Below are 26,703 nucleotides of genomic sequence, written 5' to 3' on the forward strand. Positions count from 1 at the left end.
AAAGCACAATATACTTCCTGAGTTATTTAGCCAAAACTGTTCTCTCACCCCTTTTGCTTTGTATGTAAATTTATTCTTTTGCAAACATAGGAGCCGAAACCTAAAATTAAGTTTTTGATAAAGCCATTTAAATAGATAATTACTACTCTCAGGATTATAGCCCGTACCTATTGAATGAGTTCAAAAATAAAATAAAAGGGAGCTGTTTTAACTTCAAAAACAGCTCCCTTTTATTTATCTTACACTGATATTACTCAGCAATTACTCTTACCATTCCTTTTACCTGTACAAGCTTTTCCATAAGCTCTTCTCTGGAATCTGCAAGAACGTTGATATGTCCCATTTTTCTTCCAGGTTTGGTTTCCGTTTTTCCGTATAAGTGGATGTATGTTTCGGGAAGCTTAAGAACATCTTCCATTCCTTCATAGACTACTTTTCCGGCATATCCTTCTGCTCCAACCAGATTCAGCATTCCACTGTAAGTGATGGCGTCAGTATCCGCTAACGGTAAATTTTTAACCACGCGGTACATTTGCTCAAATTGGGAATTGGTATTTCCTTCCTGGCTCTGGTGTCCTGAATTGTGCAGCCTTGGAGCAGTTTCATTTACCCATACTTTTCCTTCTTTATCAAGGAATAATTCGATGGCAAATAATCCCGGAGAGTTCACTGCAGCCAGAAATTTTTCAGTAATGGAATCAATCTGGTTCTGAACATCTTCCGTCAGAAGAACCGGACATACATTGAAGTCCAGAAGATTCAGCTTTGGATCAGCTACCATTTCCGTTACCGGAAAAATATTGGTTTCTCCTTTTTCATTTCTTGCGACAATGACAGAAAGTTCTTTTTCAATATCTACAAGGCTTTCAATGACAGAAGCTTCGATCCACAGATGCTGATAATCTTCTTCTGTTTTAATCACCTGTACTCCTTTTCCGTCATATCCTCCTGTATTCATCTTCTGAACAAATGGCAATGGCATGATGATCTTCTCATCACTGTTCCATACCACCTGAAATTCCGGACTTGGAATATCATGAGCTTTATAAAATTCTTTCTGAAGGATCTTTTGCTGAATTGTTTTGATAATATTGGCATTGGGAACCACTTTTATTCCCTGCTTTTCAAGTTCTGCCAGTGCATCAGCATTCACGTGTTCTATTTCAATGGTTACAACATCTTTATCTTTTCCGAAGTTTAAAACCGTATCATAATCATTGAAATTTCCCTGTGTAAAATACGAGATATTATGACATGGCGCATCAGAAGCCGGATCCAGAGTATAAAACTCATCATCATACTTCAATGCACTTTGTATTAACATTCTTCCCAGTTGTCCGCCTCCCAGAATTCCTATTTTCATTTTTTTATTTTATTAGATTTACTCTTATTGAATTTTATCGATTTTTAAATAGCCAAGCCCCATTGGGTTCTCCTGATTTTCTTCATCAGACTTATGAAGAACGATAGAATATTTTTCTTTCATAGAGGCAGGAAGGATATCACTTACATTGAAAATATCATCAATATCCACTCCATGCTTATCATCAATATGGCTTACAGCACCTTCAAACCCCATGGTCTGATAGAATTCGGTAGCTTTTGCTCTCTTCACAATTTCACCCATAGACTGCCCTACCATCAGGTGCTGCTCATGAAATTCTTCAAAGAAACCAGGTTTGTAGCCGCCTAAATTCAGAAAAAATAATTGATCTTCTGAAGATTTCTCTCCCTTTTCTACAATCTCCACCTTGTACCCATCCGCAAATTTCACTTCCTGATAACAGTCCAGGTGAATTTTTCCTTCTGCTTCCTTCCAGAAGTCTTTCATATCGGGAACCAGATCCTTAAGACTTTCCGCGATTCCGAAGAAAACATCGTGCTGTTCAATATTTCTTCCTTTGGGTGTTGCCCCAAGGATGACATAAAATAATTTCATTACATTTTTCATGCATACAAAAATACGTTAAATTTATCTTTTTCAAATGTTTGGCAGACTATCACAATAATTTTATATTTGTAGTATTATTTGTAGTATGTCAGAAATCATCATACTCTTCCTTGGCGCAATTTCGGCGGGTCTTTTAGGTTCACTTACGGGTTTAGGAGGAGGAGTTATCATCATTCCTTTATTAACGCTGGGATTCGGCGTTCCAATGCATTACGCTATCGGTGCTTCACTTATTTCTGTGATCGGGACCTCTTCCGGTGCGGCTGTAGCCTTTGTAAAAGAAGGTTTTACCAATATGAGAATCGGAATGTTTCTCGAAATAGCTACCACAGCAGGTGCTATTATTGGAGCCCTTGTTTCAGGAATGCTTAACCCAAATACAATCGGAATTATTTTCGCAAGTATCCTTCTTTTAACAGTTATTTTAAATCTTAAAGGGAAACCTGATCACCAGGAACCTTTGGTAAAAGGAAGTCTGGAGGAAAAACTGAAATTGTACGGAACATTCCCTGATAAAGGGGTATTGAAAAGCTATTCTGCAAGAAATACAGTTCCCGGATTTTTGATGATGATGTTTGCAGGAGCCATGTCCGGACTTTTGGGAATAGGTTCCGGTGCATTGAAAGTATTGGCGATGGACAATATGATGAAGCTTCCTTTCAAAGTATCTACAACCACCAGTAATTTCATGATCGGAGTAACGGCAGTAGCCAGTGCCCTGATCTATTTCCAGAGAGGTGAAATTATTCCTGTGATTGTAGCTCCTGTACTTATTGGAGTTGTGATCGGAAGTTTTATCGGTTCAAAAACGCTGATGGTATCAAAGACCAAAAAATTGAAAGTATTTTTTGCCATCGTGATTACCATTCTTTCCATTTATATGATGTATAACGGTATCAACAAAAGTTTCAGATAATGAAAAAGAATTTTACAGATGTAGATCTGAACCGTTCGGTAGGAAATCTTCTGAGACTGGGTGTTATTCTGTCTGTGGCTACATCATTGATTGGTTTTGTCAAGTTATTTATTGAAGGTTTTAAAATGCCTGAAAAATATACAAGCCTTGTGGTAGGTACTTCTTCTGAAAAAGTATGGGGACATTTTTGGGATTCCCTGTGCAAAGGAGAAGGAATGGCTATTATTCAGCTGGGTATTCTTTTGCTGATCTTCACTCCTCTTATGAGAATTGTTTTCGCTTTAATAGGCTATTTAAAAGAAAAAGACTACGTATATGTAGTCATTTCTTCTATTGTTTTAGCGATTATGGCGGTGAGTTTCTTTGCCGGTTACGCGCACTAATTTTTTACATTTCATAAAACTCTAACGGCAGCTGGTCTGGATCCTGGGTAAAGAAAAATTCTTTTCCGGTGAATTCGTCTATGCGGATTTCTTCACAGCTTAATCCTTTTCTGATCAGTTCATTTCTTTTTTCCGTAACATTTTCTACCGAGAAAGCAAGATGCCTTAAACCACATGCTTCGGGACGTGACGGACGTTGGGGAGGATCGGGAAAGGAAAACAGTTCGATCACATAGTGATCTCCTATAGCAAGATCAAGTTTATAAGACTGTCTTTCTTCGCGGTATACTTCACGGATGATATTCAGATCTAAAATTTCCGTATAAAACTTTTTTGAAACGGCATAATCTGAACAGATGATGGCAATATGGTGAATCTTCATTTTTATTTTAACCTGATTTTCAATTGAACTTTATTATTGTATTTCTTTACAGTTATCCTTTCTTCTCGTATCAATAATATACTGGATCTTCCATTCATTATTCTGTTTTACCAGCTGAAAACTATTTGCCCCGCAGTGTGATAATTTTCCTTTTAAATAAAAAGAATAAGGGGTAAACACAGTTGCAAGATTTCCATCCGTATGAATGGCTTCCACTATAATTCTTTCATCCAGATCTCCTTTTGTAAATTTTGAAACCGAAGTGATGAAATCCGAAATACCATCACTTTTTACAGTACCGTCCTTGGTGATGGTTTGAAGTACTGCGTTCTCTGCAAAAGCGGATTTTACCAACTCAGGATCTGCATTTTTCATACCAAGGAACAGGTTTCGGATAGGTTTTTCAATATCTGTATTCTGCTGGCCGAAGCACGAAATACTAATCAGAACAAGAAATGCCATTATTTTATTCATAGTATAGATTTAGATAATTAAAAATAGATAAAATAAAATTTAAATTGATTAACAAATTTTAAAATTCATTTTCCTTAAATTGTAACCCAATTATTTCAGAGCTATTATATGTGGATTACTTATCTGATTCTGGCCATACTTCTTATGGTCATGACAATACTGCCGAAAATTCAGCATTCCCACTGGATATTCAGAGTTCCTGAATTTGCTAAAATACAGGTTACCTACCTTATCTTCTTTACTTTTTTATTAGGCTTTTTCACAGATTCTACAGAATATTTCTGGTATTATCAGGGCCTTCTGCTGATCATGTTTATTCATCACGGTCAAACACTCATCAAATACACCCACTTTTATCCTGTAAAAAAACACAGACAACTTCACAGGTCTTCTGATAAACTGCATTTTATTTCGGCCAATGTCTATCAGTTCAATAAAGAGCATGAGAAATTCATCGGACTCGTTAAAAAGTACAATCCCGATTTTTTCATGACGATGGAAAGCAACAGTGACTGGGAGAAAGCAATGAGACCTCTGGAAAAAGAATATTCCTACCAGCATAAAGTGACTCTTGAAAATACCTATGGGATGCATTTTTATTCAAAAGTTGAGATTAAGGAAGCGAAAACCCATTATTTCGTTGCTGATGACATCCCGAGCATTGAGATCCATATGAAAACCGCTGATGGTTTTTCTTTTGTTTTCTTTGGGGTTCACCCGCCGCCACCAAGTCCTACGGAAGAAGAAACATCAAAGGAAAGGGATGGCGATCTTTTGAGTACTGCCAAGCGTGTAAAAGATATTAAAAAGCCTGTTATTGTCGTGGGAGACTTCAATAATGTTGCATGGTCGAGATCATCTGTCTTGTTCAGAAAAACAAGCCATCTGATAGATCCGAGAATCGGACACTCTTTTGTTTCTACTTTTCATGCCAAATACCGTCTTTTAAGATTCCCGATCGATCTGATGTTTCACAGTGAGGATATTTTTATCCAACAGCTGAAAACATTGGAAAATTTTGGGTCAGACCACCTTCCAGTATACTGCGAGTTTTTCATAGATCATCACAACGATGAACAGGAAGAACTGATAGAAACGGCAACTGCTGAAGAGAAAGCTGAGGCTGAAATCATGATCGAGGAAGGAAAGAAAGAAGATGGAGAACGCGAAGCTGTTGTTACTGAGGATTAAAAAAGTGGGCTTTAGCCCACTCCTATTGATTTTTTAAATTTAAAATTTCATCACATCCTTCACTACTCCATTCTTCTGGGTGTGTTGTAATAATTCAGCTTCAATGAAGGCTTTAATCTGTTCTTCAGCCCCATTATTCGGGAACAGAAGATGAACATTCGCTCCGGCATCCAGTGTAAAGAATAATGGAAGACCGGTTTCTCTTCTGAAATCCCAGATTTTATTGATGACTTCCAATGTTCCTGTTTTCATCAGGATAAAAGCAGGATCACTCATCATCATCATGGCATGCAGGGTAAGTGCTTCATGTTCTACCAGCTTGATAAAACGTTCCATATCTCCGCTTTTCAGGATATCTTTTATGGGGACAAAGTTTTCCCTCGCTTCCTGAAATCTTCCTTCTGCATAAGGATTCGTCTTCATCAGGCCGTGTCCTACTGTTGAAGAAACACTTTTCTGCCCTTCATGGATCAACAGAACCCAATCATTAAAATTTTTGAATACTTCATGAATTTCAGCATCGGGATACTGTACTCCGAATAAATCTGAACTTCCTTCTACCTCATCGGTTTCACCCCACACCACAAGTCCATTATATAGACTTCGGCATGCGCTTCCACTTCCTAATCTTGCTAAGAATGAAGCTTTTCTCAAAGATTCTTCTTCAGAAGTTTTTCCTGTAAATGAAACATCCAATGCCATCAGACATTTTGCAATCGCTCCAAATCCTGAAGCAGAACTTGCGATCCCGGAACTATGCGGGAATGTATTCTCTGTTCTGATTATATATTTCCCTTTTAAAATCCATGGAAGATACTGTTCTATATTTCTGAAATATTTTTCAATTTTTTCGGCAAACTTCACTTCTTCATTTCCAGCCAGAAAAGTTTGTACTGAAAAAGGCTCATTCGCAGTAAATTCCATTGAAGTATTGGTCTTACAATGGTTTAACGTGTAGCTGATGCTTGGGTTAGCAGGAATCTGATCAGCATATTTTCCCCAGTATTTAATCAGGGCAATATTAGACGGACAGCTTTCCGAAACCGTTTGGGTATAAATATTGAAATTTTCTTTTCCTATAAAATCCTGTGTTGTCATAGTTTACTTTAAGTCATTATTTTGAACCACCCAGTCAAAAATTCTTTGAATTTTTGCCACCCCTCCAAAAGAGTGGAATTTTCAAATCTTCAATTGTAATTGACATGAAAAGGGAGGTTAAAATTTTTAATACATCTTCTCTATAATATCCGCATATTTTTTGATCACCACATTTCTTTTGACTTTCAGAGTGGGAGTAATTTCTCCTGTGTTGATGTCAAATTCAGCCGGCATTAACGTAAATTTCTTCACTTTTTCATAATCTGCCAGGTGGCTCTGTAATTCTTTGATCTTTTCTTTGTAAAGATCGATTACTTTCTCATTTTTTACAGCATCTTCCCATTTGGTAAAAGGAATATTATTTTTCTTAATATAATCCTGTAAAAATTCGAAATTAGGAACAATCAGTGCTGAAACAAACTGTCTTCCTTCCGCAATCAGCATAATCTGCTGGATAAAATTATTATTGGTCAGAAGGTTTTCAATCTGTTGCGGAGCAATGTATTTTCCGTTGGAAGTTTTCATCAGGTCTTTGATTCTGTCTGTAATGATCAGGTTTCCTTTCTCATCAAACTTTCCGGCATCACCGGTTTTGAACCATCCGTCTTCTGTGAATACTTTTTGGGTTTCTTCAGGTTTATTGTAGTATCCTTTCATGATTCCGTTCCCTTTGGCCTGGATTTCATCATTTTCTCCGATACGCATTTCTACTCCCGGAAGAGGCTTTCCACTGGTTCCATGCTCAAAGTGAGTTAAAGGGAAAAGGGTCAATGTTGCCGTAGTTTCCGTTAATCCGTATCCAACAGTCACGTGAATGCCCACTGATTCAAAGAAACGGGTAACCTCTGGCGACAATGAAGCTCCACCGCAAGGTAAAAACCATAATCTCCCACCCATTTTATTTTTAATTTTACTGAAAACCAACATATCAGCTACAGATTCTTTGAATTTTAATCCAAAAGGAACCGGTCTTTCATTTCTTCTTAATTCTGCGGTTTCCCATCCGGTTTTAAGCGCCCAGTCAAAGATTTTCTTTTTCAGAGCTGAACCTTCTTCCGCTTTTTCAAGAACTCCGGCATATACTTTCTGGAAAAATCTTGGTACGGCACACATGGCAGTAGGTTTTACTTCTTCCAGTGCTTTGGCAACATTTTTCGGATCTTCAAGGAAATACACACGGGCACCACCGTACAAACAAAGTAAACTCCAGCTTCTCTCAAAAACATGGCTTAAGGGTAAGAATGCCAGTGAAAGTTCTTCTTCAAAATTTTTAAACTTAAAAAATTCAAAATGAGAATCGAATGCCTTGATGAAATTTCCATGGGTAAGCATTACTCCTTTCGGGATTCCGGTAGTTCCAGAAGTATAGATCAATGTGGCCGTATCATCATTTTCTTTCTTACAGATCTCCAGCTCCGGCGAGGCTTTTGCGATAAAATCTTCAAGATAAAAACTATTGAACTCTTTCTTGATCCACACTGCTTTTTTAGAAACAATAATGGTTTCAAGATTGTTTTCTTCTTTATGTAAAAACTCAAGACAGGCATCATATTGCATCTGGTTTCCTACCAAAACGGCTTTAGCACCGGAATCGTTGATGATATGTTCTGCCTGTTCAGCATTATTCGTGGAATAAATGGGTACTGTAACTGCCCCGATAGCCATTGAAGCCAGATCCATGATCATCCATTCTGATGAGTTGTCTGAATAAATCGCGACTCTGTCATTCTCCTGAACACCGGATTCTTTTAAAGCATTGGCTGTTTTAAAAATAATTTCACTGAATTTTTTCCAGCTCAGCTCTTTCCAGGCATCTTTCTTTTTAAATCCGATGGCCGCTTTTATAGGATGTTTTTCTACATTTTTAAGGATAATTGCCTCTGCAAGATTCATTTCTTCAGCTTTTTGTCGTTAATATAATTATTCAGGTGAAAGTCTATACTTTCTTTTACGGGAATAAACTGATAGTTCAGTTTTTCTTTGACTTTGTGATTGGAAATGGTGTTGAATGAAGAGATGGCCTCAATATTTGATTTGGTCACCATCCTTAGTTTGGGAATCAGCCATCCGAAAAGGGTGTTGGCTATTCTTCCTACATTCAGCTGGGTTTGGGTAAGAATTTTTGCTTCTTTAAGCCCCAGGCGGGTTCTTACCTGTTTGGCAAGGTCTGCATATCTGTTATTTTCAGCGACAATAATAAAACGTTCTCCGAAAAGGTTATTTTCCATTAATCCTATAGCCGTATTGGCTACGTCCCTTACGTCGACATAAGCAGAGCCTCCTGAAAAGGTAAAGCTATTGTCTTCAAAGGTTGAGAAAAGCTCGCCGCTGCTTTGGTTCCAGTTTCCGCTTCCTACGATCATGCCGGGATTAATGATCACCACATTCAGTCCTTCTGCGGACGCTCTCCATGCTTCCATTTCGGATAAATGCTTAGAGATGGCGTAGGCAGAATGTTCCAGTTTTGGATTAAAGTCAGAATCTTCATCCAGTTCTCCTTTTTCATTAAAATTATCAAGAACGGCGACAGAACTTACATGGAGAAATTTTTTAACCTCCGATCCTTCACAGGCAAACAATAGATTTTCCGTACCCTTAATATTGGTATGGTACATTTCTTTTTCATCTTTCGGATGAAAACTTACTTTGGCAGCACAGTGATACACCTCATCTACGCCTTGCAGTGCAGTTTTTAAAGAATCGAGATCATCAAAATCTACGTTTACCCATTCAATTTTATTGAAAAAATCGTCAGGATTCTCCGTATAAAAGCTGTATGAATGCTTTACTTCGTTTAAATTGCTGCCCGGCCGTTTGGAAGCACGTACATTTTTCCCTCTTTTAAGAAGTTCCAGTACAATTATTCTTCCCAGAATTCCGGTAGCCCCCGTTACAAAAATCATTAATTATTTTACTTGATTGCTGACTAAAATATAACAATATTTTCTATCCGGCAATGCTTCCGGATCGGTAAAAATTATTTGGAAAAACCGTTTTTGCAAATTTGCGATTTTTAAAGCATAATTCAACTTAATTTAACCAATATTATCATTCGAAGCGCAACAAAGCTGAAAATTTCAACTTCAACAGATTACCGAACTGAAAAGTCCTGAAAGAATTAACAACTTTCAGGACTTTTTGTATTTAAAATTCTTTATTGCTTACGCCATTACCTCATTATTTCTTCTTGGCGCTTTGTCGCAGAGAACATCTGCAATGCTTTTGGAAATAAGATTTCCTTCTGTAAGATTATCCAGCCAGAAGAACTCTCCTGCCGCATTGATCTCGATAAAATAATATTCGTCTTCAGGAGAAACAATCATATCTATGGCTCCATAGTCAACATTATAAATATCAAGCAGTTCAAGCAGTTTTGCTTCTACATCTGCCGGAAGTTCTGTTCTGCTCCATTTATCAATCAAATTAACGCCGTCTTTTCTCCAATCAATTTTGGCATCTTCAGACTGCTGGGAATCTATTTCGAATGCATACACATCTCTTCCCACAATGGTAATACGAAGTTCTTTTTTCTTCTGAATCATCTGCTGGAACTGCATCGGACAATACAGCAATGAATCCAGTTCTTCCAGTTTATCTTCGCCAACAACGTTCGTAAACACTACATTTTCCACTCCATCTTCATAAATGGCAAAACCAGTCTGCATTTTAGCCACTACATTCTGATGTTTTACAATAAATTTCCTTGCTTCATCAGGATTATTGGTAAGACAGGTTGCCGGAATAGTGAGACCTAATTTATCTGCAATTTTCAATTGTTCTTCCTTGCTGTCGAGTCTTCTGTAAACACTTGGTTTTCCCAGAGAATAAGCATCCACAGATTCGAAGAAACCAAAAAGGGTATTTCTGATCTCTCCCATAGCCGCACCGTAAAATTTAGAGTCCATTTCTTCCTTTAATCCTTTTCCGATATTGTAGGCTCTTCTGTACCAGATGGCTGAAATATCATCCAAACGATGTTTTGTTTCAGGCGTTTCAAGGTAGCTTACCCATTCTCCATCCTGGAAAATAGTAGACAGTTTGTTTTGTAATGGATAAACGTCTACATCAAAGCGAATGACTTCACAATTATTTTTTTCAATGTATTCTGTTACTTTTTCAATGGAAAAGTTATCTGCGGTATGGGTAATTATTAAAATTTTATTCATGGAAATTAATTCTTTTGATAAGGTTATCGGCAATTTTTTCTGCAATGGGAAATCCCAGTTCTTTCTGAAGCATACCCCATTCTCCCTGAGGATTGACTTCAAGGAAATAATACTCCCCGTCTCTTCCTTTGATCATATCAATAGCTCCTATATAAAGTCCCATTTCTTTCATCATGGAAGTGAGATTGGCTCTAATGGCATCAGGCAACTCGTAGGCTTCCCAGAAATATCCTTCGCGGGCTACTCTCCAGTCCGCATTTTCACTGTTATTGATTTTTCCTGTGAAAAACTCACCATCTACATACACGATTCGTAATTCATATTCTTTTTCAATATAGGGTTGAAAAATCATCGGACAGTAAGCAATATCTGAGAGATGCTCCAGAGATTCTTCCTCAATGATGGTAGTGGAAATCATATTTTCCCCTGACATTGTTTTTGCGGTAACTCCATGAAGCTTAGCAATGGCTTTTCCCTGGCAGTATTGATAGAAAAATGTGGTTATTTTTTCTGCATCATTGGAAAAAATGGTTTTGGGAATGGTTAAGTTATTTCTTTGTGCAATTTTCAGCTGAAAGATCTTGTTTCCATCAACTTTTTTTTCGTTTTCATAAGGGTTGATCCAGGGAATATGTTCTAAAGCCGTTATCAGATTATACCTCAGGCTTCCATATTCGTTGAGAAAGATTTTTTCATAATCCTGATCCAGTTCTTCGGGAGCACTGATCTTCCAGGCTTTTCTGTGCCATACGCCTTTGATATCATCAGAATGGATGGTATTTCCTGCTTCGTCAGTCAATTCAAATGAATCTTCATGAATACTGATTTTCTGAAGATGGTTCAGGCGGTCAGAATTCAGTCTGAAAAAAGGAATATTTTTGGAGCTGAGATATTGGAAAAAAATGTCAATATTATAAAAATCCTTTGAGTGGGTGATGCAGAGAATCATTTGCCGGTTTTATTAAAAAGGGAAACTTACTATTTAAGTTTCCCCTATTATTTTATTGAATATTCTACTTATTATAGTGGAATAGTGATTGTATCATCATCACCGTCAGATGGATATTTCAGCGTGTGCATCATATCATCTTTTGGAGAGGTTACCGTGTCTATTGTCGGCTTTGTAATCAAATCTGTTTCAGCAAGTGTGATGTCACTTCCTCCTTTTACTGTTTCTGGATCCTTCACCTGTTTTTCCAGGAATGATGCGAAAAACGGCTTCTTCTTTGAGTTGTTGCTTTTCATAATGTTTTAGTTTTGGTTGGATTATAATTTAGGTTATGCTTGACATTATCATACTTCTAAAACATCCTCATCACCGTCAGAAGGATATTTCATCGTTACATTATCATTATCAGGCTTGGTAACATTATCCTTAAGAGGAGTCGTGATCTGATCCTGCAGGGATGTAGTAATCTGATCTGCCAATACGGAAGTAATACCTCCACCTTTTACTGTTTCAGGATCTTTAACCTGTTTTTCTAAGAATGATGCAAAAAATGGCTTCTTTTTTGAATTTTTGTTTTCCATAAGTTAATATTTTTATTGTTTTTTGAAAATCCAAAGTACAAAAATTTCAACTCATGGAGAAATAATATATATTTTTAATAAAATTTTAACACTATGATGAAAATCAAAGTATAAAATTAATTTAAACTAAGAAACTCTTTAACAACATTTGCAAAATCAACCGGATTTTCTGCCTGTACCCAATGTCCGGCATTCTTTACTGTTACTATTTTAGCTTTAGGAAATTGCTGCCTGATACCGAATTCATCCTGTGGCAGGATGTAATTGGATTTTGCCCCTGCTATAAACAAGGTTTCACCTTCAAAAACTCCGAATTTAATGGCATTGGAGACAAATTCAGTATATCTTTCAGATAATGTTTTAAGGTTGAATCTCCAGCCCAGTTTTTTATTGTCATCCCAATACAGATTTTTCGTCAGAAACTGTACGGTAGATCTTTCGGGAATATATTGATTCAGGACAGCTTCCACCTCGTTTCTTGAAGTTACCGTATTGAAATCAACCGTTTCCAGTGCTTTGATAATCCCTTGATGATGTGGTGGATATGCTTTAGGTGAAATATCTACAACAATCAGTTTTTCAACACGTTCAGGGTATTTTATGGCAAACTGCATGACTGCTTTTCCGCCTAAAGAATGCCCTAATACATGAGCTTTTTGAATTCCGTAATGATCCATATAACGGGCAATATCATCTGCAAGGTCATCATGAGACATACTTTCTGAGTGAAAACTTCTTCCGTGGTTTCGAAGATCGATCAGGTGTACCGGAAGATATTCTCCCAGATCCTTCCCGAAACTTCCCCAGTTGTCGAGCATTCCGAATAATCCGTGAAATACAAGAAGCGGCGTATTGGTCACATTTTCGCCGAATATTTTTGAGTTTAAAATTTCCATATTTTTAGAAGTTAGATGTGAGAAACTAGAAGTTAGATAAATCATGCATAATCTGTTTATGCTATTTTTAACATGATTAAAGTTGTACTAACTTCTCATCTCTAACTTCTGATTTCTTGTTAATTACCATTTTGCCAGTCTCTTCAGATAAGCCTGAACTGTATTTTCCAATCCCATATAAAGTGCTTCAGAAATCAAAGCATGCCCGATAGATACTTCCAGAAGGTTCGGAATAGTATCTGAGAAATACTTCAGGTTTTCTAAGCTCAGATCATGTCCTGCATTAATTCCCAACCCGAACTTTGTAGCTTCAACAGCAGTGTCGTAATAAGGTTTTATAGCCTGTTCTTTATTGGTAAGATAGTTTTTTGCATAAGCTTCAGTGTACAGCTCTATTCTGTCTGCTCCTGTTTTGGCCGCATATTCTACAAGCTCCGGTAAAGGATCCAGGAAAACAGAAGTACGGATTCCCGCTTTTTTAAATTCTGCAATGATTTCTGTAAGGTAATCGAGATGTTTTTTGGTATCCCAGCCGGCATTGGATGTAATGGCATCATCAGCATCCGGTACAAGCGTCACCTGTTCAGGCTTCACTTCCAATACCATATCAATAAAATCCTGATGAGGATTTCCTTCAATATTAAACTCAGTCGTAACCAACGGCTTCAGATCATAGACATCTTTTCTTGTGATATGCCTTTCATCAGGTCTTGGATGGATGGTAATCCCCTGCCCTCCGAATTCCTGAATTTTTACAGCAGCTTCTGTCACACTTGGTGTTTCTCCTCCTCTTGCATTTCTTAACGTCGCAATTTTATTAATGTTTACGCTTAGTTTTGTCATTTTTTATTGTAGATGTTAGATATAAGATGTTGGAAGCTGGAAGCATGGAGCTGGAAGTACATCCAGACTTCGTACTTTATTGGTCTTCCACATTTATGATCATTTAAAAATTTAATTTAAAATTTGGGTTAAAAGAGACTGGAAATATCCACTTCCCTTTTCAATCTTTCTGCTTCTATACTTTCACACTGATCTGCATCACCTGAAGTTCAAATTCTTTTGAAGCTACCAATAAATGGTCAAAAATATCGGCCTGAATCTGCTCAAAACGTTCCCATTTGGAATCATTGGTAAAGCAGTAAACTTCAAGGGGCAGCCCTTGCGGAGTAATGTCCAGCTGGCGGACCATCCGGGTTCCGTTTTTATCAATATCAGGATCATTTTCAATATATTTCTGTGCATAATACCTGAAAACACCAATATTGGTAAGCTGCCTTCCATTCACAATTTTATCTTTATGTACAAGGCTTTCCTTTTCTTTTTTGATCTCTGATGTCCTTTCATCCAGATAATCTGAAATCAGGTTAATTTCCTTTAAACGCTCGACATCTTCATCCGTCAGGAACTTAAAAGAATTGATATTAAAGTAGATTGATTTTTTTATTCTTCTTGTATTGGATTCAGACATCACCTGCATATTCTTGATCTCAGTGGTCATCAGATCATAGGTTGGAATTGTGGAAACCGTTTTATCAAAATTGGTGATTTTAGTTGTCAAAAGGTTGATCTCCGTGATATTCCCTTCAATACTGTATTTGGGAATACTTACCCAATCCCCGACTTTTAAGTTTTTAGAAGTGGCAACGTGAAGACCTGTGACAAACCCGAGAATAGTATCTCTGAAAACCAATACCAGAACAGCTGTAATAGCCCCCAGACTTCCTACAATGGTGGTTCCTTTGATACCGAAAATCACACAAAGACCCACCACTGTAAATATGAAGAGTCCTAAAATCTTTACAGTTTCTGAAATGGCATTAAGTGCCATTATTTTGTAGAAATCCTGTTTAATACTGAAATAATTCCTGAAAGCGGTCAGCGATCTGTAGAGCATTCCCGCTACTATCAATACCAATCCTAGATTGATACATCTTATAATAAAAATAGTGGTCTTCGGCAGTGCATTTTCCGGAAATATAGATCCCTGTATCCCCGCAACCGCAATCAAAGCAGCAAAATGGGCTACAGAATTGGTGATTTTCGACTGATAAATAGATTTTACGATCGCGAACTTCTGTTCATTATGAAATAACCTGAATACTGAATTGATAATGAATTTAAAAATAAAATCAGTGATTAAAAACAGGACAAGAAGTAAGCTCAGTTTGACAATGATATGAAAAACCCAGTCGAGCCCGGCTGGTGAAATCCGGGTGATATAGATGTAAAGCTGCTCGCTCAGCTCCTGTATAAAGTTTTTGGTTTCTTGTAACTGGTCATTCATTACAGCAAATTTATGAAATTAAGAATCATCATTTTACTATTCACAATCAATTTTCATCCCAAAAGGTATTCATCAGAAAATATTTAATAAAAATTATAAATCTTCTACAGCCCACCATTACAATTGAAAAATAAACCACAAATAACATATTTAAGTAAAAAAAATTAAAATAAATTTCAATTTTAATGAATTAATATTAAAAATTCATTAAATTTGATTAAAACTAAACCCATCAAAATCAATTAAATATGAAACAAAACTACCTGTTGATCATGCTATGCAGTCTTTTGCTCTTAGCTAATTGTAAAGGAGACGACTCTGCTACTCCCGAAGAAAATCCCACTAAAGTAATATCCACAGGAACAGTGGAAGGCAGAGTATTTGCAAAAAACGGAACCAAACCGATTGGAGGAGCTCTTGTATTTACTACTGACAGCCAGAGCAATATTTACCATACCTATTCCAATGCTGACGGAAGTTTCAGCTTAACAGCTCCTGAAGGCAAGACAACCCTTCACATTCAGACAGGTGACGGTAAAAATTTCAGAACAGAACTTCCTCTTACCATTAAGAAGAATGAAACAGTTACTGTAGCTGCCACAGATTCAAAATTGGATCAGATAGCAAAAATGGCTTATATAAAAGGAAGCTATGATGAAATTGAAGCCATTATAACCTCTCTCGGATATACTGCCACTGAAATTACGTATCAGGATTTAAAAAATATCAATACAATTTCCCAGTATGACATTATCTTCCTGAACTGCGGATCCCGTACTTACGCACAAACAGGAACTTCAATGCCGAGCAATGACAACACTGTATATTCCAATCTTTCTACTTTTGTAACCAATGGTGGGAGCCTTTACAGCTCAGACTGGGCTTCGGCTTATCTGGTAGGAGGAAATACCAATACTGAAAACTGTAATGCTCCGGGAGGTTTTATCAATGATAACCTTCTTTGTCTGCAGGATACAGGCACAGCCACTACTTATATAGGCTGTAACGTTTCAAACACGGCTTTGGCAACTGCATTAGGATTTAATACCCTGGACATTCAATATGATATGGGCGCATGGGAAAAAATTCAAAACTATGATCCTTCATTCTGGGATGTTCTCGTAAAGAAAGGCAATGAACCGCTGATGATAAGAACAGGACATTATACCAATCCTTCTGCCCCACAAACTCCTGTAGGAACTTCTTTAAACAACAATCACATCACCATCTGCCATCACACAGCCAGTGGAAATAACATTACCATTACCATCAACCAGAATGCCTGGAACTCCCACCAGGCACATGGAGATACCATGGGATCCTGCTCAGGAAACTCTACCAGCGGAAATATCTACTATACTACCTTCCATAACCACGCAAGCGGAAATATCGGTAAGGCAGGACCGATTCTGGAATACGTAATCTTAAATTTGTAATAAAATTTTATAACTCAGTTCTCAAAGTGGCTTTTTATAAGGCCACTTTTTTTATATTGCATCTTTAATTTTTAAAAGAATGGATACAACGATTATTAATATTTTCTGCCTTATTTTATTATTTATAGGAATATTGGGAACTTTTCTTCCTGTATTACCTGGTCTTTTACTGAGTATCTGCGGACTGTTGATCTATAAATTCGGGACAGATGCGGATCTTCCGATGATTTATATCTGGGCCTTCGGAATTCTTACGGCAGCTTCTGTAGTGTTAAGCTATGTGATTCCGGCAAAGACCAACAGAAAATACGGGGGCACACGTTGGGGAAGCATTGGTTCTGTTATCGGAACCATTGTGGGAATATTTATTCCGATTCCATTGGGATTTCTGATAGGAATGTTTGCAGGGGTATTTATTGGTGAATTACTTCACGACAGTAAGGATATGAATAAGGCCTTACAATCTACCAAAGGAGCGCTGATTGGATTCATTTATGGAACCGGATTCAGCTTTGTGGTAGGAGTGGCAATGTTTTTGGTAGTATTACTTGATATGTTTAACGTCATTTAATTAAATATAAGAAACTATGTTCCATAAAGCTATCATACTCAGTCTGGGGATATTTGCATTAACAGGATGCGATGCCCAAAAGAAATCCAGAATTAATACAAAAGCCCCTGAAATGTCTGCAGGCACAAAATCAACAAATCCTGATAATCAGAAAGATGGTATTATCTACCTGAGTGAAGGCGAGAATAAGTTTTTAAGAGAATACCAGATGAATGTTACATTTAAAGGGGTTTCTGAAGACAGCCGTTGTCCTGAAGGAGTCAATTGTATCTGGGCGGGCGTTGCTCTTGCTCAGGTGGAAGTTATGGGAACTTCTACCCGGCCAATGATTCTGAACCTCGCCAGCGGAGATTTTCCGGCAAGAAATTACCACCAATCGGCAGAATTTAATGGTTACACTATTACATTACAGGATATTGCTCCGTATCCGAAATCACAGGACGGAACAAAAGCACTAGCCGGAAAATATAAAATCGGAATTACAATAAAAAAGGCTGAACCATCAGCTGATTCTACCACGAAATAGGCTTCTTCCCTTTGGAAACAAGATATTCATTAATTTTTGAGAAAGGCTTGCTTCCAAAAAAACCTCTGTGCACAGAAAAAGGTGAAGGGTGTGCCGATTTCAGAATAAAATGTTTAGCCGGATCTATGAGTTCGGCTTTTTTTTGTGCAAAAGCGCCCCACAATACAAACACTACATTCTCTTTTTTATCTGAAATCTCCTTAATAATAAAGTTGGTGAATTTTTCCCAGCCAAGGTCTTTATGGGAATTGGGTGAATGAGCACGAACCGTTAAGGTAGCATTCAACAGTAAAACGCCCTGTCTTCCCCAATCATCAAGTTCTTTGGAAGTTCTTACAACTCCCAGATCATCTTTTAACTCAATAAAAATATTTTTAAGGGATGGCGGTGCTGCAACCTGTTCGGAAACAGAAAAGCATAAACCATTCGCCTGATAATCATTATGGTAAGGATCCTGCCCAATAATCACGACTTTAACATCATCAAAAGCAGTAAGTTCCAATGCTCTGAAGATCTGATTTTTTGGTGGAAAAACTTTGGTTGTTGCATATTCATTCTTCACTTTCTCCCAAAGGGTTGTAAAGTATTCCGTACTTTTTATCGGGGCTAAAATTTCTGTCCAGGTCATAGTGCAAAAATAATAATATTAAAATAAGGGCTTACATTATACCTTAAATATCTTCACTTTTCTTTCAATCAGCATATAGGAAAAGTAAGACAGTAATAATGAAAAAGAGATTAACAACAGATTATTAAGATGATAATTATTCACAATAACAAAATCCTGTTTCTTCACCATATAATGTATAATATATAATGAGTAAGAGATATTTCCCAATAAATAGATGGCTTTGGTTTCTAAAAATGCTTTTAGGTGATTTGACTTTCCTTCATAAAGGTATTTGATCATCAATGCTGATAGCAAAGGAATAAATAATAATCCTTTTTCCACAAACAACATGGATGCAAATAATATGAGAATGATATACATGATCAGATTTTCTTTCTTCATTTTAAATTGTGGTAAAAGGGCAGCCCCAATACCAAGAAAATAAGAAGAAATTGTCCTTATAAGAGAGACAAGGCCGTATGGAAGATCAAGGTATCTTGGTGATTCTCCTACTTCCATGGGATGCTCAGAACCTATATATAAATGGCCGGGTAAATACGGAAGTGCAAACCTCAAAACCAAACTGGTAATAATTAAAATTTCGCTCCGTATTTTATACTGCAGAACAAACCATAACATAAAGGGGAATACCAGATAGCAAATCCATTCTGTGCTCAGCGACCAGTAGACAACATTCAACAGATAATCCGGATTAAAAAAGCATTGTAATAAGGAAGCATTAATGAGAAATCCTGCTACAGAAGTCTTCACTAAAAACAATGCAATAAAAATAACTGATACAATATACACAGGATAAATCCTGTTGATTCTTTTTTTATAAAAAACCTCAACTCCTTTGTAGTTCAGATCCTTCAACTTTCCGGAATAGGAAACCGTCAGTAAAAAAGCGCTTAATACAAAAAAGATATCAACCGCTACATATCCTTTTCCTACTATATCCTGAATAAATTCGTTCCTGAAAAAACTAAAATGAAAAAAAGCTACCCATAATGCAACAACTCCTCTAAGCCCCGTTAAAGATTTTACTTCATTTTTCATATGTACTTTCAATCGGCAATAAAGATAGAGAAAAACCGGCTAGATTTGATAAGGGCTGCGAGAGGCTTTTTGCAGTCTGAAAATAATATTATCCGGAAAACCTTCATCCTGCTTTCCTTCCTGCAAAATGAAATGATGTTTTAAAAGAAGTCCTTTTGAGCTTTCATTGAATTTGTTGGTAATGGCTACAATGTCCTGTAAATGCAATTCGTTAAATCCAAAATCCAAAACGGTCTTCAAAGCTTCAGACATGATTCCCTGTCTATGATAGTCTGGCAACAGTTCATAACCAATCTCTGCTTTCTTCCGGTCTTCAGAAAAATTCCAGAGACAGATGGTTCCGATAAGGTTCGGCTGATCTTTTAAAGAAATTCCCAGATAGATGGTTTGGTTATTTTTAGTTTTTTCTTTAATCGTCAGAATAAACTGGAGCGCATCGTAGTTATTTTCAGGAGATTTCCTTATAACGAACCGATTGATCACCTCATTGCTTCGGATTCGCAAAATATCATCAACGTGGCTTTCGTTGATATCTCTCAGTACTATTCTTTGGGTTTCAAGTTTCATATCTCAAATGTAATAAAAGAACGTTTAAGAAAACATTTTTTCGATATTTAAAAATTTTCAATAAAACATAACACTAAAATCATCAAATTCAAAGGTAATTTATTCTGTAAATCTCTCAGATATACGTAATAATCAAAATTCTCACTAAATTTGCACTGTGTATATAGATAAAGAAGATTTAGACGAATTAGAGTTTCCGCAATTGCTCGCGGAAATCTCCCCATTTGCGTATTCTCCGAAAACAAGAGAAAAAATTCTTCAACTTCGTCCGATGGAAATTGACGAGGCGGAACTTTCATTAAAAAAAACGTCAGAATATCTGTCGAGTTTTGAAAGTTCAAATGCGATTCCGTTTGATGAGTATGAAGATATTGAAAGTGAGCTGAAATTGATGCTGATCGAGAATTACCGTCTGGAAAATGCTGCTTTCATCAAAATAAAAACCATCACGGAACAGATCGGAAGACTTCAGAAATTCTTCCCAACCATGCCGGAAACGTTTCCTACTTTATTGGAAGAAGTTTCTGTACTGGAATTCAGAAAAGAGATCATTGAGAAGGTGGATAAGGTTTTTAACCGTTTTGGTGAAGTAAAAAACGAAGCTTCCCCAGCTCTGAAAGGGATAAGAACCGAAATTCAGCTTGCTAAAAAAGCAATTCAGGAAAATTTCAACCGTGCGCTTACTACGTACGGACAGAGTGACTTTCTGGATGATATCCGGGAAACGATTATTGACGACCAGAGGGTTCTGGCGGTAAAATCAGGATTCAAAAAAAGAGTTGCCGGAAGAACATTAGGAATTTCCAAAACAGGTTCCATCACATATATTCAGCCGGACAGTGTTGTAAAGCACTATTTCAAACTCCGTGAGAATGAAGAGGAAGAGAAAAAAGAAATTGATAAAGTTCTCCGTAAGCTTACAGCAGAACTAGCGGAATTTCAGCCTCAGCTGTGGAGATATCAGGTGTATATTTTTGACCTTGATCTTACGAGAGCTAAAGCGAAATTTGGTGAACTGATTAACGGCGTTCTTCCGAAAATCAATCATCATAAAACACTGAGATTAAAAGATGCCTATCATCCTCTTTTATGGTTAAGAAACAAAGTAGAGAACAAAATCATTCACCCTCAAACACTTACCTTAACAGAACATAACAGGATTATCTGTATTTCCGGTCCGAATGCCGGTGGAAAGTCAATTACCCTGAAAACGGTAGGATTATTACAGCTGATGATTCAGAGTGGTATTCTGGTTCCGGTTCACCCAAAATCTGAAATGTTTTTCTTTGAAAAAATTATGACGGATATTGGCGATAACCAATCTATTGAAAACCACTTATCAACCTATTCATCGAGATTGAAGAAAATGTCAGGAATCATCCGTGAAGCAGACGCCAATACGCTTTTGCTTATTGATGAGTTCGGTACAGGTTCTGATCCGGAACTTGGAGGTGCGCTGGCAGAAAGTTTCATGGAGTTTTTCTATGATAAAAAGAGTTTTGCCATTATCACAACGCACTATACCAATATTAAACTGGTGATAGAACAGCTTCCCAACGCCCAAAATGCAGCTATGCTCTTCAATGAAGAAACACTGGAACCGATGTATAAGCTGGAAGTGGGACAGGCAGGAAGTTCATTTACTTTTGAAGTTGCAGAAAAGAATAAAATTCCAAGATTTATCATCCATTCTGCCAAGAAAAAGGTAGAGCATGATATTGTGAATCTTGATAAGACGATTGTAAAACTGCAGCAGGAAAAATTTGAGGTTGAGAAACTGAAATCCGATCTTGCCGAAAGAAAAGAATCCGTAGAAGATAAACGTGATAACCTTCAGAAACTGAATGACCAGCTTCAGCAGAAACTTTTCAATTTCCAGAAGCTGTATGAAGAGGAACACCGCAAACTTCAGTTCGGAAATAAGATTGAGGCATTCATCGACAGCTATACCAAAGGAAAATCCAGAAAAGATGTTGTGAAAGATTTTGTAAAGCTTCTTGAACAGGAAAAATTCCGAAAACTGGGAACAGATAAGGATGAATCCAAGCGCCTGCAGGTTGTCAAGAGAAAAATCACTCAACAGCTGAAAAAAGAAGAAGTAATTGAAAAAATTGCTGAAACCAATGAAAAACTGGAAGAAAAGCGTAAAACCGATCGTGCCGTATGGATGAAAATCGGACAACGTGTCCGTATTACAGGAAGTACCAGTGTAGGAACCATTGAGAAAATTTCCAGAAACAAAGTGATTGTCAATTACGGAACTTTCAAGACAACCATTGATGCAGATGAGTTGGAGAGAATATAAAAAGTTATAGTATAATATATAAATTCCCCTAAAAACGATTAACTGTTTTTAGGGGAATTATTAAATTTTGAGTATGCTTTCTTTTGACGAAAAGATTAATTAATCTTCTCTAATGATAATCTGGCCAGCCTAAAAGATTGAGCTGATGATCCACTATAATTATAAAGTAAACCTCTTAGTTTGATTACATCTCCAGCTGCTAAGGTCAGAATTTTAGATGAGGTTAATGTAAATTCATTATTATTTAAATTTCCGCTTGCCACTGCTCCAATTGAAGTAAATGACGCTGGAGCTTGTAAGGTAGTTCCTACATATATATATGTTCCAAAAAAATAGGATGACGGTATGGCTCCATCAACTTTAAGAGCTGATGTAAAAGTAAGTAAATAGTTACCGTCCATTCCAGCCGGAACAGTTAGTGTTGTAGCACTCGATCTCCATGCTGTCAGACTACCCGTACCAAGACTCATATCCAAATCTTTAAGAACATTATTTGCAGGTACACTAACCTCAGCTCCACTTAGGAGAGCACTGTAACCAACAATCGTACTACCGTTATTCCCATTAGACCATACAGGAGGGTTTCCCGGACCTGCGGAGGTAAGTATTTGTCCTGTTACACCGGCACTTCCGGCTGTAGCAGCATCCCCACCTACGTTTAGTTCATTAACTACCTGTAAAGAGCCATTGACATGCAAGTCTTTTTGAGGGGTAGTAGTCTTAATTCCCACTTGCGCAGATAAAAGCGTACAAGCTAAAAAAGCCCCAATTAATAAATAGTTTTTCATTTCTTTGTATTTAGAATATTAAACATGATAAAATTACTAAAAAATAATTTAACAACAACCTTTAAAATTAATATTTTCGATTTTAAAAACTCTATTATATTAAAAATTCTACAATACACAAATACACATATTAAATTATGATTAAATTAAAAATAAACATATAACAAAATTGATTTCATCAATAAAATAATAAATTTAAGAAATATTAAAAATTAAACATCCAAAATATTATCATGTTTATATAATTATTTATCAATAAAAAATACTCACCGCAAGAATATCTCTTGTATCAATTAAAACTATTCTAATAAAATGTAAATAATATAAAAAGATCTGCCTTGTTTAAATACACAATATATTTAATTTATATATTTGAGGGATCAAAAAATTTTCATGATGACTTTCATAAATAAAGCATTCTATTTATCCGCTTTCAGTATTTTATCTATTGCTTTTGTAAAAGGGCAGACTAAAGTTCCTTTTGGAGTGGTAAAAGCTGAAGAAGGATATGCCAACGTACGTGTACATAAAGACGACTACCGAAAAATTGTAGACAAGATCCGTATGCGTAAAGGCGATGTATTCGTTTATGTAAAGCCAGCTCCCGGAGAAACGGAATGGATATGGATTAAATATCCTGAGAAACAGGATGACGACAAGCCTTTTGTGCGTTATGAAACTCTTGATAAAGAAGGAATGGTGAATAAAGGACGTATTGCCTATGTAGACCAGCTTCCTGCCTATACTCCATCCAGATCTAAAAACGGAAGATCCCTTATTTTCACAGACAATTCTGATCCTAAAATCCCTACTGCCCAAAGAAGCAAAGTGGTGATTGATATTTATCCTTCTAATGCGGGATACCGTAAAAAGGAAAAAGATGCAGATGGAAAAATTCTTACGATTGATAAAGTAAAACCATGGGGAATTGGAAATGACCTTCCTGAGGGAATGACCGAAATCAAATCCATCAGAGTGCAGCAGCCCGGAAGAGGATCTGTTTTTGTAAGGGAAGCCATCAAAAACATGTTCCAGCCTACCATGGATTTTGAGAACATCGGGGTAACTTCTCTCGACAATGATAATATTTTCCTTTATATGATCAATGGTTCAGGAGAAAACAGATATACAACACTCTGGACAATTAAGAAGGGAAGAGTAATCAGCCAGATTATTTATCATAATCCGGAATAAATTCATTATTTTTGCATTCGAAAAGTTTTTACGCTTATTCATCACAGAAATTGGTTCTGCATCACTGCAGATTAAAAGGGAACCGTGTGAAAATCACGGACTGTCGCGCAACTGTAAAGTAACTGAAGTCTTTATCAAAGATCCACTGTGCGAGGCATGGGAAGGAGATAAATGATGTTACAAGTCAGGAGACCTGCCTTTTTCTTAAACATGTAACTTTCGCGATTTGAAGTTGTATTGATCTGATGGATTGTTTCAGGAATTCTATAGGTTCCTGTCATTATTCTGTTGTTTCCAATCATTTCCTATCGCTTTAATTAATAATGATATATGACTACAGAAGAAAGAATTGAAGCATCCGAAACCAGAATCTTTAAAGCGGTTTTCCCTAACACAACCAATCATTATGATACTCTTTTTGGAGGTACAGCGATGCAGCTGATGGATGAAGTTGCTTTTATTACAGCAACCCGTTTTGCCAGAAAAAGAGTGGTAACCGTAAGCAGTGATAAGATCGATTTCAAAAAACCCATTCCTGCCGGAACTATAGTGGAACTGATCGGGAAAGTTTCATACGTGGGAAAAACCAGTATGAAAGTGAATGTTGAAATTTACACTGAACAGATGTATTCCTATGAAAGAGAAAAAGCTATTGTAGGTGATTTTACTTTTGTAGCCATCGACGAATTCAAGAAACCAATTCAGATACTATAAATAGAGTTTCGGGCGGCCAAAGGCCGCCCGAAACCTTATTATATTTTTCATTGAAATTATTTCAATACTTTTTCTGTTTCCAGACTTTTGCTCAATAAAAGCTCAAAAGCCTCTCCCATTTCATCCGATGCTCTGCTGATTGCATTTTCAAGCATATTTCGGATTTGTCTTTCCGTTACTCCCGCTTCAGTCCAGCTCTTTCCGGTAGTATGGGAATTTAAGATAAATGGCATAATTCTGTCGATTCCGCAGGCAAAAATAGCATCCGGTGTTTTCTCATCTTCAAACTCAAGCCACAGGTTAAAGAATTCTGTACGCAAAGGTTCATCCAGAATTCCAAAGATTTTCTGAGCGGAAATTTTCTCTCTTTCAAACTTTCCTACCATGGCTTTTTCATCAAAAATAAAAGTATCTCCGGCTTCTATTTCCACAAGATCATGAATGGAAAGCATTCTTATTACCCTCAATAAATCAATATCTGCACGGTTTTTGGCGTATGGATAAAGGATCTGAGCCAGAATAATAATCTGCCAGGAATGTTCCGCCGTATTTTCTCTTCGGGAATCGTCCGCATTATAATTTCTTCGTTGTACATTTTTAAGCGCATCCACCGCCAGGATAAAATCGATCTCTTTCTGAATTTTCATCTTACTTCTTATTTCTGTTATATTGATCTGAAGGATATACCTTTGTCCTGGTAATCCATTTATTATTGAGCTTTTCCTTTGTGGTAACTTTTACACGGCCTTCAACCGTCATATCCTCTTCTTTTTCAAAAACTTTATCAAGTCCTTTATTCGGAATTACGGCATATTCTATCGTAAAAATATCACAGCAGCCGGACTTTCCATAAGAAATAAGACGTTTGCGTTGGGCATCAACATCAAAAATATCAAGACCATTGGACCCCAATTCTGTTAGTTCTTTACTTTTTACAAACCCCATTCTTGTTTTGTTGAAGACATATACGTCATAAGATGCCCCGCTGTAATTTCCCATATTTCCATTTCTTATTGCAACATCTTCCGTTCCGTCAAAATTAAAATCATCTACAATTATACTACGCTGGTCCTTTGAAAGCGGAATCAATTTCCCGCGAACCAGTTTTTGGCCTTGTTCCGCATATACAACAAGATCATCAGAAACAAAAGTCTGTACTTTGCTGTTTTTATGGTCAAACAGTTTCACCGTTCCTTTTCCTCCACATCGGTCATTGTAACAGTTTTCTGTCTGAATGACTGCATCATAGTTCTTTGATACATTTTTAATTTCAAACTGATACTGCCCGAAACAGAGCGGCCCCAAAAGAAATACTGATAAGTGCCTGTACTTATTTAAAATATTCATGGTAATAGGAATGATTTGGATGTTTTTTTATTCCTAACAAAAATACGAATCATAATACCGACCTCAAAATCCATGTCTCATTATCTGTCAGAATTTCTCTCCTATAAAACAGTATTCACAGATAAGAAGCTTTCTCCCGCTATCCGCTCATACTCCTCGCGCCTGCCTAAAGCCGTGGCTGCTGTGGGGTAACCGCTTCTATCGGGGCTATGGATATGAGTAATGAGTAATGGATAATAATTAATAAAAGATCATTTTTTCTATCAATTTTATTTAAAAATTAAAGATTTCTGAGCTATTTTCTGTTAAAAT

Annotated in this window: 29 protein-coding genes and 1 riboswitch; of the genes, 9 read left to right on the top strand and 20 right to left on the bottom strand. The window is 36.8% G+C overall.

What is annotated here, in order from left to right:
* Positions 1-250: 250 nt before the first annotated feature.
* Both DEU40_RS12275 and DEU40_RS12280 read right to left on the bottom strand, forming a co-directional pair.
* Positions 251-1,363 (bottom strand): 5-(carboxyamino)imidazole ribonucleotide synthase, encoded by a 1,113-nt coding sequence (locus tag DEU40_RS12275; protein ID WP_110010101.1) that lies wholly within the window; start codon positions 1,361-1,363, stop codon positions 251-253.
* Between the two features lie 24 nt (positions 1,364-1,387).
* Positions 1,388-1,939 (bottom strand): DUF1543 domain-containing protein, encoded by a 552-nt coding sequence (locus tag DEU40_RS12280; RefSeq protein ID WP_110010201.1) that lies wholly within the window; start codon positions 1,937-1,939, stop codon positions 1,388-1,390.
* Positions 1,940-2,036: 97 nt separating this feature from the next.
* On the opposite strand from DEU40_RS12280, the gene DEU40_RS12285 reads away from it, so the two are divergent.
* Together DEU40_RS12285 and DEU40_RS12290 are read left to right on the top strand one after the other, a co-directional pair.
* Positions 2,037-2,867 carry a sulfite exporter TauE/SafE family protein gene (locus DEU40_RS12285; protein ID WP_076597404.1) on the top strand — a complete coding sequence of 277 codons (831 nt, stop codon included), beginning with the start codon at positions 2,037-2,039 and terminating at the stop codon, positions 2,865-2,867.
* Positions 2,867-3,250: a DUF1634 domain-containing protein gene (locus DEU40_RS12290; RefSeq protein WP_110010102.1), complete on the top strand. Its 384-nt coding sequence runs from the start codon at positions 2,867-2,869 to the stop codon at positions 3,248-3,250. The genes DEU40_RS12285 and DEU40_RS12290 overlap by 1 nt, the downstream gene beginning before the upstream one ends.
* Positions 3,251-3,254: 4 nt before the next feature.
* Here the strand turns inward: DEU40_RS12290 and DEU40_RS12295 are convergent, their stop codons facing one another.
* Positions 3,255-3,632 carry a VOC family protein gene (locus DEU40_RS12295; protein ID WP_110010103.1) on the bottom strand — a complete coding sequence of 126 codons (378 nt, stop codon included), beginning with the start codon at positions 3,630-3,632 and terminating at the stop codon, positions 3,255-3,257.
* A 33-nt stretch (positions 3,633-3,665) separates the two neighbouring features.
* Positions 3,666-4,106: a nuclear transport factor 2 family protein gene (locus DEU40_RS12300; protein ID WP_110010104.1), complete on the bottom strand. Its 441-nt coding sequence runs from the start codon at positions 4,104-4,106 to the stop codon at positions 3,666-3,668.
* Positions 4,107-4,256: 150 nt separating this feature from the next.
* Here DEU40_RS12300 and DEU40_RS12305 point away from each other — a divergent pair, with 150 nt between their 5' ends.
* Positions 4,257-5,297 (top strand): endonuclease/exonuclease/phosphatase family protein, encoded by a 1,041-nt coding sequence (locus DEU40_RS12305; protein ID WP_228406507.1) that lies wholly within the window; start codon positions 4,257-4,259, stop codon positions 5,295-5,297.
* Between the two features lie 39 nt (positions 5,298-5,336).
* Here the strand turns inward: DEU40_RS12305 and DEU40_RS12310 are convergent, their stop codons facing one another.
* From DEU40_RS12310 to DEU40_RS12355, 10 genes are all read right to left on the bottom strand, one after another.
* Positions 5,337-6,395, bottom strand: coding sequence for a diphosphomevalonate/mevalonate 3,5-bisphosphate decarboxylase family protein (locus DEU40_RS12310; protein ID WP_110010106.1), 1,059 nt, complete (start codon positions 6,393-6,395; stop codon positions 5,337-5,339).
* A gap of 126 nt (positions 6,396-6,521) precedes the next feature.
* Complete coding sequence (locus DEU40_RS12315; RefSeq protein WP_110010107.1) at positions 6,522-8,288, bottom strand: AMP-dependent synthetase/ligase; 1,767 nt, start codon at positions 8,286-8,288, stop codon at positions 6,522-6,524.
* Complete coding sequence (locus DEU40_RS12320) at positions 8,285-9,298, bottom strand: NAD-dependent epimerase/dehydratase family protein (protein ID WP_110010108.1); 1,014 nt, start codon at positions 9,296-9,298, stop codon at positions 8,285-8,287. The genes DEU40_RS12315 and DEU40_RS12320 overlap by 4 nt, the downstream gene beginning before the upstream one ends.
* A 258-nt stretch (positions 9,299-9,556) precedes the next feature.
* Positions 9,557-10,561: an MvdD family ATP-grasp ribosomal peptide maturase gene (locus DEU40_RS12325; protein ID WP_110010109.1), complete on the bottom strand. Its 1,005-nt coding sequence runs from the start codon at positions 10,559-10,561 to the stop codon at positions 9,557-9,559.
* Positions 10,554-11,510 carry an MvdC family ATP-grasp ribosomal peptide maturase gene (locus tag DEU40_RS12330; protein WP_110010110.1) on the bottom strand — a complete coding sequence of 319 codons (957 nt, stop codon included), beginning with the start codon at positions 11,508-11,510 and terminating at the stop codon, positions 10,554-10,556. Before DEU40_RS12330 ends, DEU40_RS12325 begins: the two co-directional genes overlap by 8 nt.
* A gap of 71 nt (positions 11,511-11,581) precedes the next feature.
* Positions 11,582-11,806 (bottom strand): microviridin/marinostatin family tricyclic proteinase inhibitor, encoded by a 225-nt coding sequence (locus tag DEU40_RS12335; protein WP_110010111.1) that lies wholly within the window; start codon positions 11,804-11,806, stop codon positions 11,582-11,584.
* A gap of 48 nt (positions 11,807-11,854) precedes the next feature.
* Positions 11,855-12,091 carry a microviridin/marinostatin family tricyclic proteinase inhibitor gene (locus DEU40_RS12340; RefSeq protein ID WP_110010112.1) on the bottom strand — a complete coding sequence of 79 codons (237 nt, stop codon included), beginning with the start codon at positions 12,089-12,091 and terminating at the stop codon, positions 11,855-11,857.
* Between the two features lie 116 nt (positions 12,092-12,207).
* On the bottom strand, positions 12,208-12,987 hold the full coding sequence (locus DEU40_RS12345; RefSeq protein ID WP_110010113.1) for an alpha/beta fold hydrolase: 780 nt from the start codon (positions 12,985-12,987) through the stop codon (positions 12,208-12,210).
* A gap of 123 nt (positions 12,988-13,110) precedes the next feature.
* The gene (locus DEU40_RS12350; RefSeq protein WP_110010114.1) at positions 13,111-13,830 is read right to left on the bottom strand and encodes a pyridoxine 5'-phosphate synthase; all 720 of its coding nucleotides are present in this window, start codon (positions 13,828-13,830) and stop codon (positions 13,111-13,113) included.
* 175 nt (positions 13,831-14,005) lie between these two features.
* Complete coding sequence (locus DEU40_RS12355) at positions 14,006-15,274, bottom strand: mechanosensitive ion channel family protein (protein WP_110010115.1); 1,269 nt, start codon at positions 15,272-15,274, stop codon at positions 14,006-14,008.
* A 248-nt stretch (positions 15,275-15,522) separates the two neighbouring features.
* Between DEU40_RS12355 and DEU40_RS12360 the strand changes: the two genes are divergently transcribed.
* The 3 genes from DEU40_RS12360 (at position 15,523) to DEU40_RS12370 (ending at position 17,807) form a co-directional block, all read left to right on the top strand.
* The gene (locus DEU40_RS12360; protein ID WP_228406508.1) at positions 15,523-16,710 is read left to right on the top strand and encodes a carboxypeptidase-like regulatory domain-containing protein; all 1,188 of its coding nucleotides are present in this window, start codon (positions 15,523-15,525) and stop codon (positions 16,708-16,710) included.
* 79 nt (positions 16,711-16,789) lie between these two features.
* A complete protein-coding gene (locus tag DEU40_RS12365) occupies positions 16,790-17,281 on the top strand; it encodes a DUF456 domain-containing protein (RefSeq protein WP_110010116.1) in 492 nt (163 codons plus the stop codon).
* A gap of 16 nt (positions 17,282-17,297) precedes the next feature.
* Positions 17,298-17,807: a hypothetical protein gene (locus DEU40_RS12370; RefSeq protein WP_110010117.1), complete on the top strand. Its 510-nt coding sequence runs from the start codon at positions 17,298-17,300 to the stop codon at positions 17,805-17,807.
* Here DEU40_RS12370 and DEU40_RS12375 read toward each other — a convergent pair.
* Genes DEU40_RS12375 through DEU40_RS12385 form a run of 3 tightly spaced genes read right to left on the bottom strand, consistent with a single transcriptional unit; the run spans position 17,794 to position 20,043 of the window.
* On the bottom strand, positions 17,794-18,435 hold the full coding sequence (locus DEU40_RS12375) for a uracil-DNA glycosylase (protein WP_110010118.1): 642 nt from the start codon (positions 18,433-18,435) through the stop codon (positions 17,794-17,796). The two genes, DEU40_RS12370 and DEU40_RS12375, sit on opposite strands and share 14 nt — an antisense overlap.
* Positions 18,436-18,471: 36 nt before the next feature.
* Positions 18,472-19,476, bottom strand: a complete 1,005-nt coding sequence (locus DEU40_RS12380; RefSeq protein ID WP_110010119.1) for an acyltransferase family protein — start codon at positions 19,474-19,476, stop codon at positions 18,472-18,474.
* A gap of 39 nt (positions 19,477-19,515) precedes the next feature.
* Entirely contained in the window at positions 19,516-20,043 is a 528-nt protein-coding gene (locus DEU40_RS12385; protein ID WP_110010120.1) for a GNAT family N-acetyltransferase, read from the bottom strand.
* Positions 20,044-20,200: 157 nt separating this feature from the next.
* Between DEU40_RS12385 and DEU40_RS12390 the strand changes: the two genes are divergently transcribed.
* Positions 20,201-22,348, top strand: coding sequence for an endonuclease MutS2 (locus tag DEU40_RS12390; RefSeq protein ID WP_110010121.1), 2,148 nt, complete (start codon positions 20,201-20,203; stop codon positions 22,346-22,348).
* A 95-nt stretch (positions 22,349-22,443) separates the two neighbouring features.
* Here the strand turns inward: DEU40_RS12390 and DEU40_RS12395 are convergent, their stop codons facing one another.
* Entirely contained in the window at positions 22,444-23,136 is a 693-nt protein-coding gene (locus DEU40_RS12395) for a hypothetical protein (RefSeq protein ID WP_110010122.1), read from the bottom strand.
* 393 nt (positions 23,137-23,529) lie between these two features.
* On the opposite strand from DEU40_RS12395, the gene DEU40_RS12400 reads away from it, so the two are divergent.
* Positions 23,530-24,330, top strand: coding sequence for a hypothetical protein (locus DEU40_RS12400; RefSeq protein WP_110010123.1), 801 nt, complete (start codon positions 23,530-23,532; stop codon positions 24,328-24,330).
* A 34-nt stretch (positions 24,331-24,364) separates the two neighbouring features.
* Positions 24,365-24,546, top strand: a riboswitch (cobalamin riboswitch).
* 114 nt (positions 24,547-24,660) lie between these two features.
* A complete protein-coding gene (locus DEU40_RS12405) occupies positions 24,661-25,044 on the top strand; it encodes an acyl-CoA thioesterase (RefSeq protein WP_002977578.1) in 384 nt (127 codons plus the stop codon).
* A gap of 56 nt (positions 25,045-25,100) precedes the next feature.
* Here the strand turns inward: DEU40_RS12405 and DEU40_RS12410 are convergent, their stop codons facing one another.
* Positions 25,101-25,691, bottom strand: a complete 591-nt coding sequence (locus tag DEU40_RS12410) for an HD domain-containing protein (protein ID WP_110010124.1) — start codon at positions 25,689-25,691, stop codon at positions 25,101-25,103.
* A 1-nt stretch (position 25,692) separates the two neighbouring features.
* On the bottom strand, positions 25,693-26,391 hold the full coding sequence (locus DEU40_RS12415; protein ID WP_146207849.1) for an XAC2610-related protein: 699 nt from the start codon (positions 26,389-26,391) through the stop codon (positions 25,693-25,695).
* Positions 26,392-26,703: the final 312 nt, after the last annotated feature.

The organism is Chryseobacterium sp. AG844 (assembly GCF_003182335.1).
In the GTDB taxonomy this organism is placed as follows: domain Bacteria; phylum Bacteroidota; class Bacteroidia; order Flavobacteriales; family Weeksellaceae; genus Chryseobacterium; species Chryseobacterium cupriresistens.

What these genes read in the sequence shown, in the direction of transcription:
- DEU40_RS12275 (WP_110010101.1), bottom strand. Translation starts at nt 1,363, where the DNA reads ATGAAAATAGGAATTCTGGGAGGCGGACAACTGGGAAGAATGTTAATA.
- DEU40_RS12280 (WP_110010201.1), bottom strand. Translation starts at nt 1,939, where the DNA reads ATGAAATTATTTTATGTCATCCTTGGGGCAACACCCAAAGGAAGAAAT.
- DEU40_RS12285 (WP_076597404.1), top strand. Translation starts at nt 2,037, where the DNA reads ATGTCAGAAATCATCATACTCTTCCTTGGCGCAATTTCGGCGGGTCTT.
- DEU40_RS12290 (WP_110010102.1), top strand. Translation starts at nt 2,867, where the DNA reads ATGAAAAAGAATTTTACAGATGTAGATCTGAACCGTTCGGTAGGAAAT.
- DEU40_RS12295 (WP_110010103.1), bottom strand. Translation starts at nt 3,632, where the DNA reads ATGAAGATTCACCATATTGCCATCATCTGTTCAGATTATGCCGTTTCA.
- DEU40_RS12300 (WP_110010104.1), bottom strand. Translation starts at nt 4,106, where the DNA reads ATGAATAAAATAATGGCATTTCTTGTTCTGATTAGTATTTCGTGCTTC.
- DEU40_RS12305 (WP_228406507.1), top strand. Translation starts at nt 4,257, where the DNA reads ATGACAATACTGCCGAAAATTCAGCATTCCCACTGGATATTCAGAGTT.
- DEU40_RS12310 (WP_110010106.1), bottom strand. Translation starts at nt 6,395, where the DNA reads ATGACAACACAGGATTTTATAGGAAAAGAAAATTTCAATATTTATACC.
- DEU40_RS12315 (WP_110010107.1), bottom strand. Translation starts at nt 8,288, where the DNA reads ATGAATCTTGCAGAGGCAATTATCCTTAAAAATGTAGAAAAACATCCT.
- DEU40_RS12320 (WP_110010108.1), bottom strand. Translation starts at nt 9,298, where the DNA reads ATGATTTTTGTAACGGGGGCTACCGGAATTCTGGGAAGAATAATTGTA.
- DEU40_RS12325 (WP_110010109.1), bottom strand. Translation starts at nt 10,561, where the DNA reads ATGAATAAAATTTTAATAATTACCCATACCGCAGATAACTTTTCCATT.
- DEU40_RS12330 (WP_110010110.1), bottom strand. Translation starts at nt 11,510, where the DNA reads ATGATTCTCTGCATCACCCACTCAAAGGATTTTTATAATATTGACATT.
- DEU40_RS12335 (WP_110010111.1), bottom strand. Translation starts at nt 11,806, where the DNA reads ATGAAAAGCAACAACTCAAAGAAGAAGCCGTTTTTCGCATCATTCCTG.
- DEU40_RS12340 (WP_110010112.1), bottom strand. Translation starts at nt 12,091, where the DNA reads ATGGAAAACAAAAATTCAAAAAAGAAGCCATTTTTTGCATCATTCTTA.
- DEU40_RS12345 (WP_110010113.1), bottom strand. Translation starts at nt 12,987, where the DNA reads ATGGAAATTTTAAACTCAAAAATATTCGGCGAAAATGTGACCAATACG.
- DEU40_RS12350 (WP_110010114.1), bottom strand. Translation starts at nt 13,830, where the DNA reads ATGACAAAACTAAGCGTAAACATTAATAAAATTGCGACGTTAAGAAAT.
- DEU40_RS12355 (WP_110010115.1), bottom strand. Translation starts at nt 15,274, where the DNA reads ATGAATGACCAGTTACAAGAAACCAAAAACTTTATACAGGAGCTGAGC.
- DEU40_RS12360 (WP_228406508.1), top strand. Translation starts at nt 15,523, where the DNA reads ATGAAACAAAACTACCTGTTGATCATGCTATGCAGTCTTTTGCTCTTA.
- DEU40_RS12365 (WP_110010116.1), top strand. Translation starts at nt 16,790, where the DNA reads ATGGATACAACGATTATTAATATTTTCTGCCTTATTTTATTATTTATA.
- DEU40_RS12370 (WP_110010117.1), top strand. Translation starts at nt 17,298, where the DNA reads ATGTTCCATAAAGCTATCATACTCAGTCTGGGGATATTTGCATTAACA.
- DEU40_RS12375 (WP_110010118.1), bottom strand. Translation starts at nt 18,435, where the DNA reads ATGACCTGGACAGAAATTTTAGCCCCGATAAAAAGTACGGAATACTTT.
- DEU40_RS12380 (WP_110010119.1), bottom strand. Translation starts at nt 19,476, where the DNA reads ATGAAAAATGAAGTAAAATCTTTAACGGGGCTTAGAGGAGTTGTTGCA.
- DEU40_RS12385 (WP_110010120.1), bottom strand. Translation starts at nt 20,043, where the DNA reads ATGAAACTTGAAACCCAAAGAATAGTACTGAGAGATATCAACGAAAGC.
- DEU40_RS12395 (WP_110010122.1), bottom strand. Translation starts at nt 23,136, where the DNA reads ATGAAAAACTATTTATTAATTGGGGCTTTTTTAGCTTGTACGCTTTTA.
- DEU40_RS12400 (WP_110010123.1), top strand. Translation starts at nt 23,530, where the DNA reads ATGATGACTTTCATAAATAAAGCATTCTATTTATCCGCTTTCAGTATT.
- DEU40_RS12405 (WP_002977578.1), top strand. Translation starts at nt 24,661, where the DNA reads ATGACTACAGAAGAAAGAATTGAAGCATCCGAAACCAGAATCTTTAAA.
- DEU40_RS12410 (WP_110010124.1), bottom strand. Translation starts at nt 25,691, where the DNA reads ATGAAAATTCAGAAAGAGATCGATTTTATCCTGGCGGTGGATGCGCTT.
- DEU40_RS12415 (WP_146207849.1), bottom strand. Translation starts at nt 26,391, where the DNA reads ATGAATATTTTAAATAAGTACAGGCACTTATCAGTATTTCTTTTGGGG.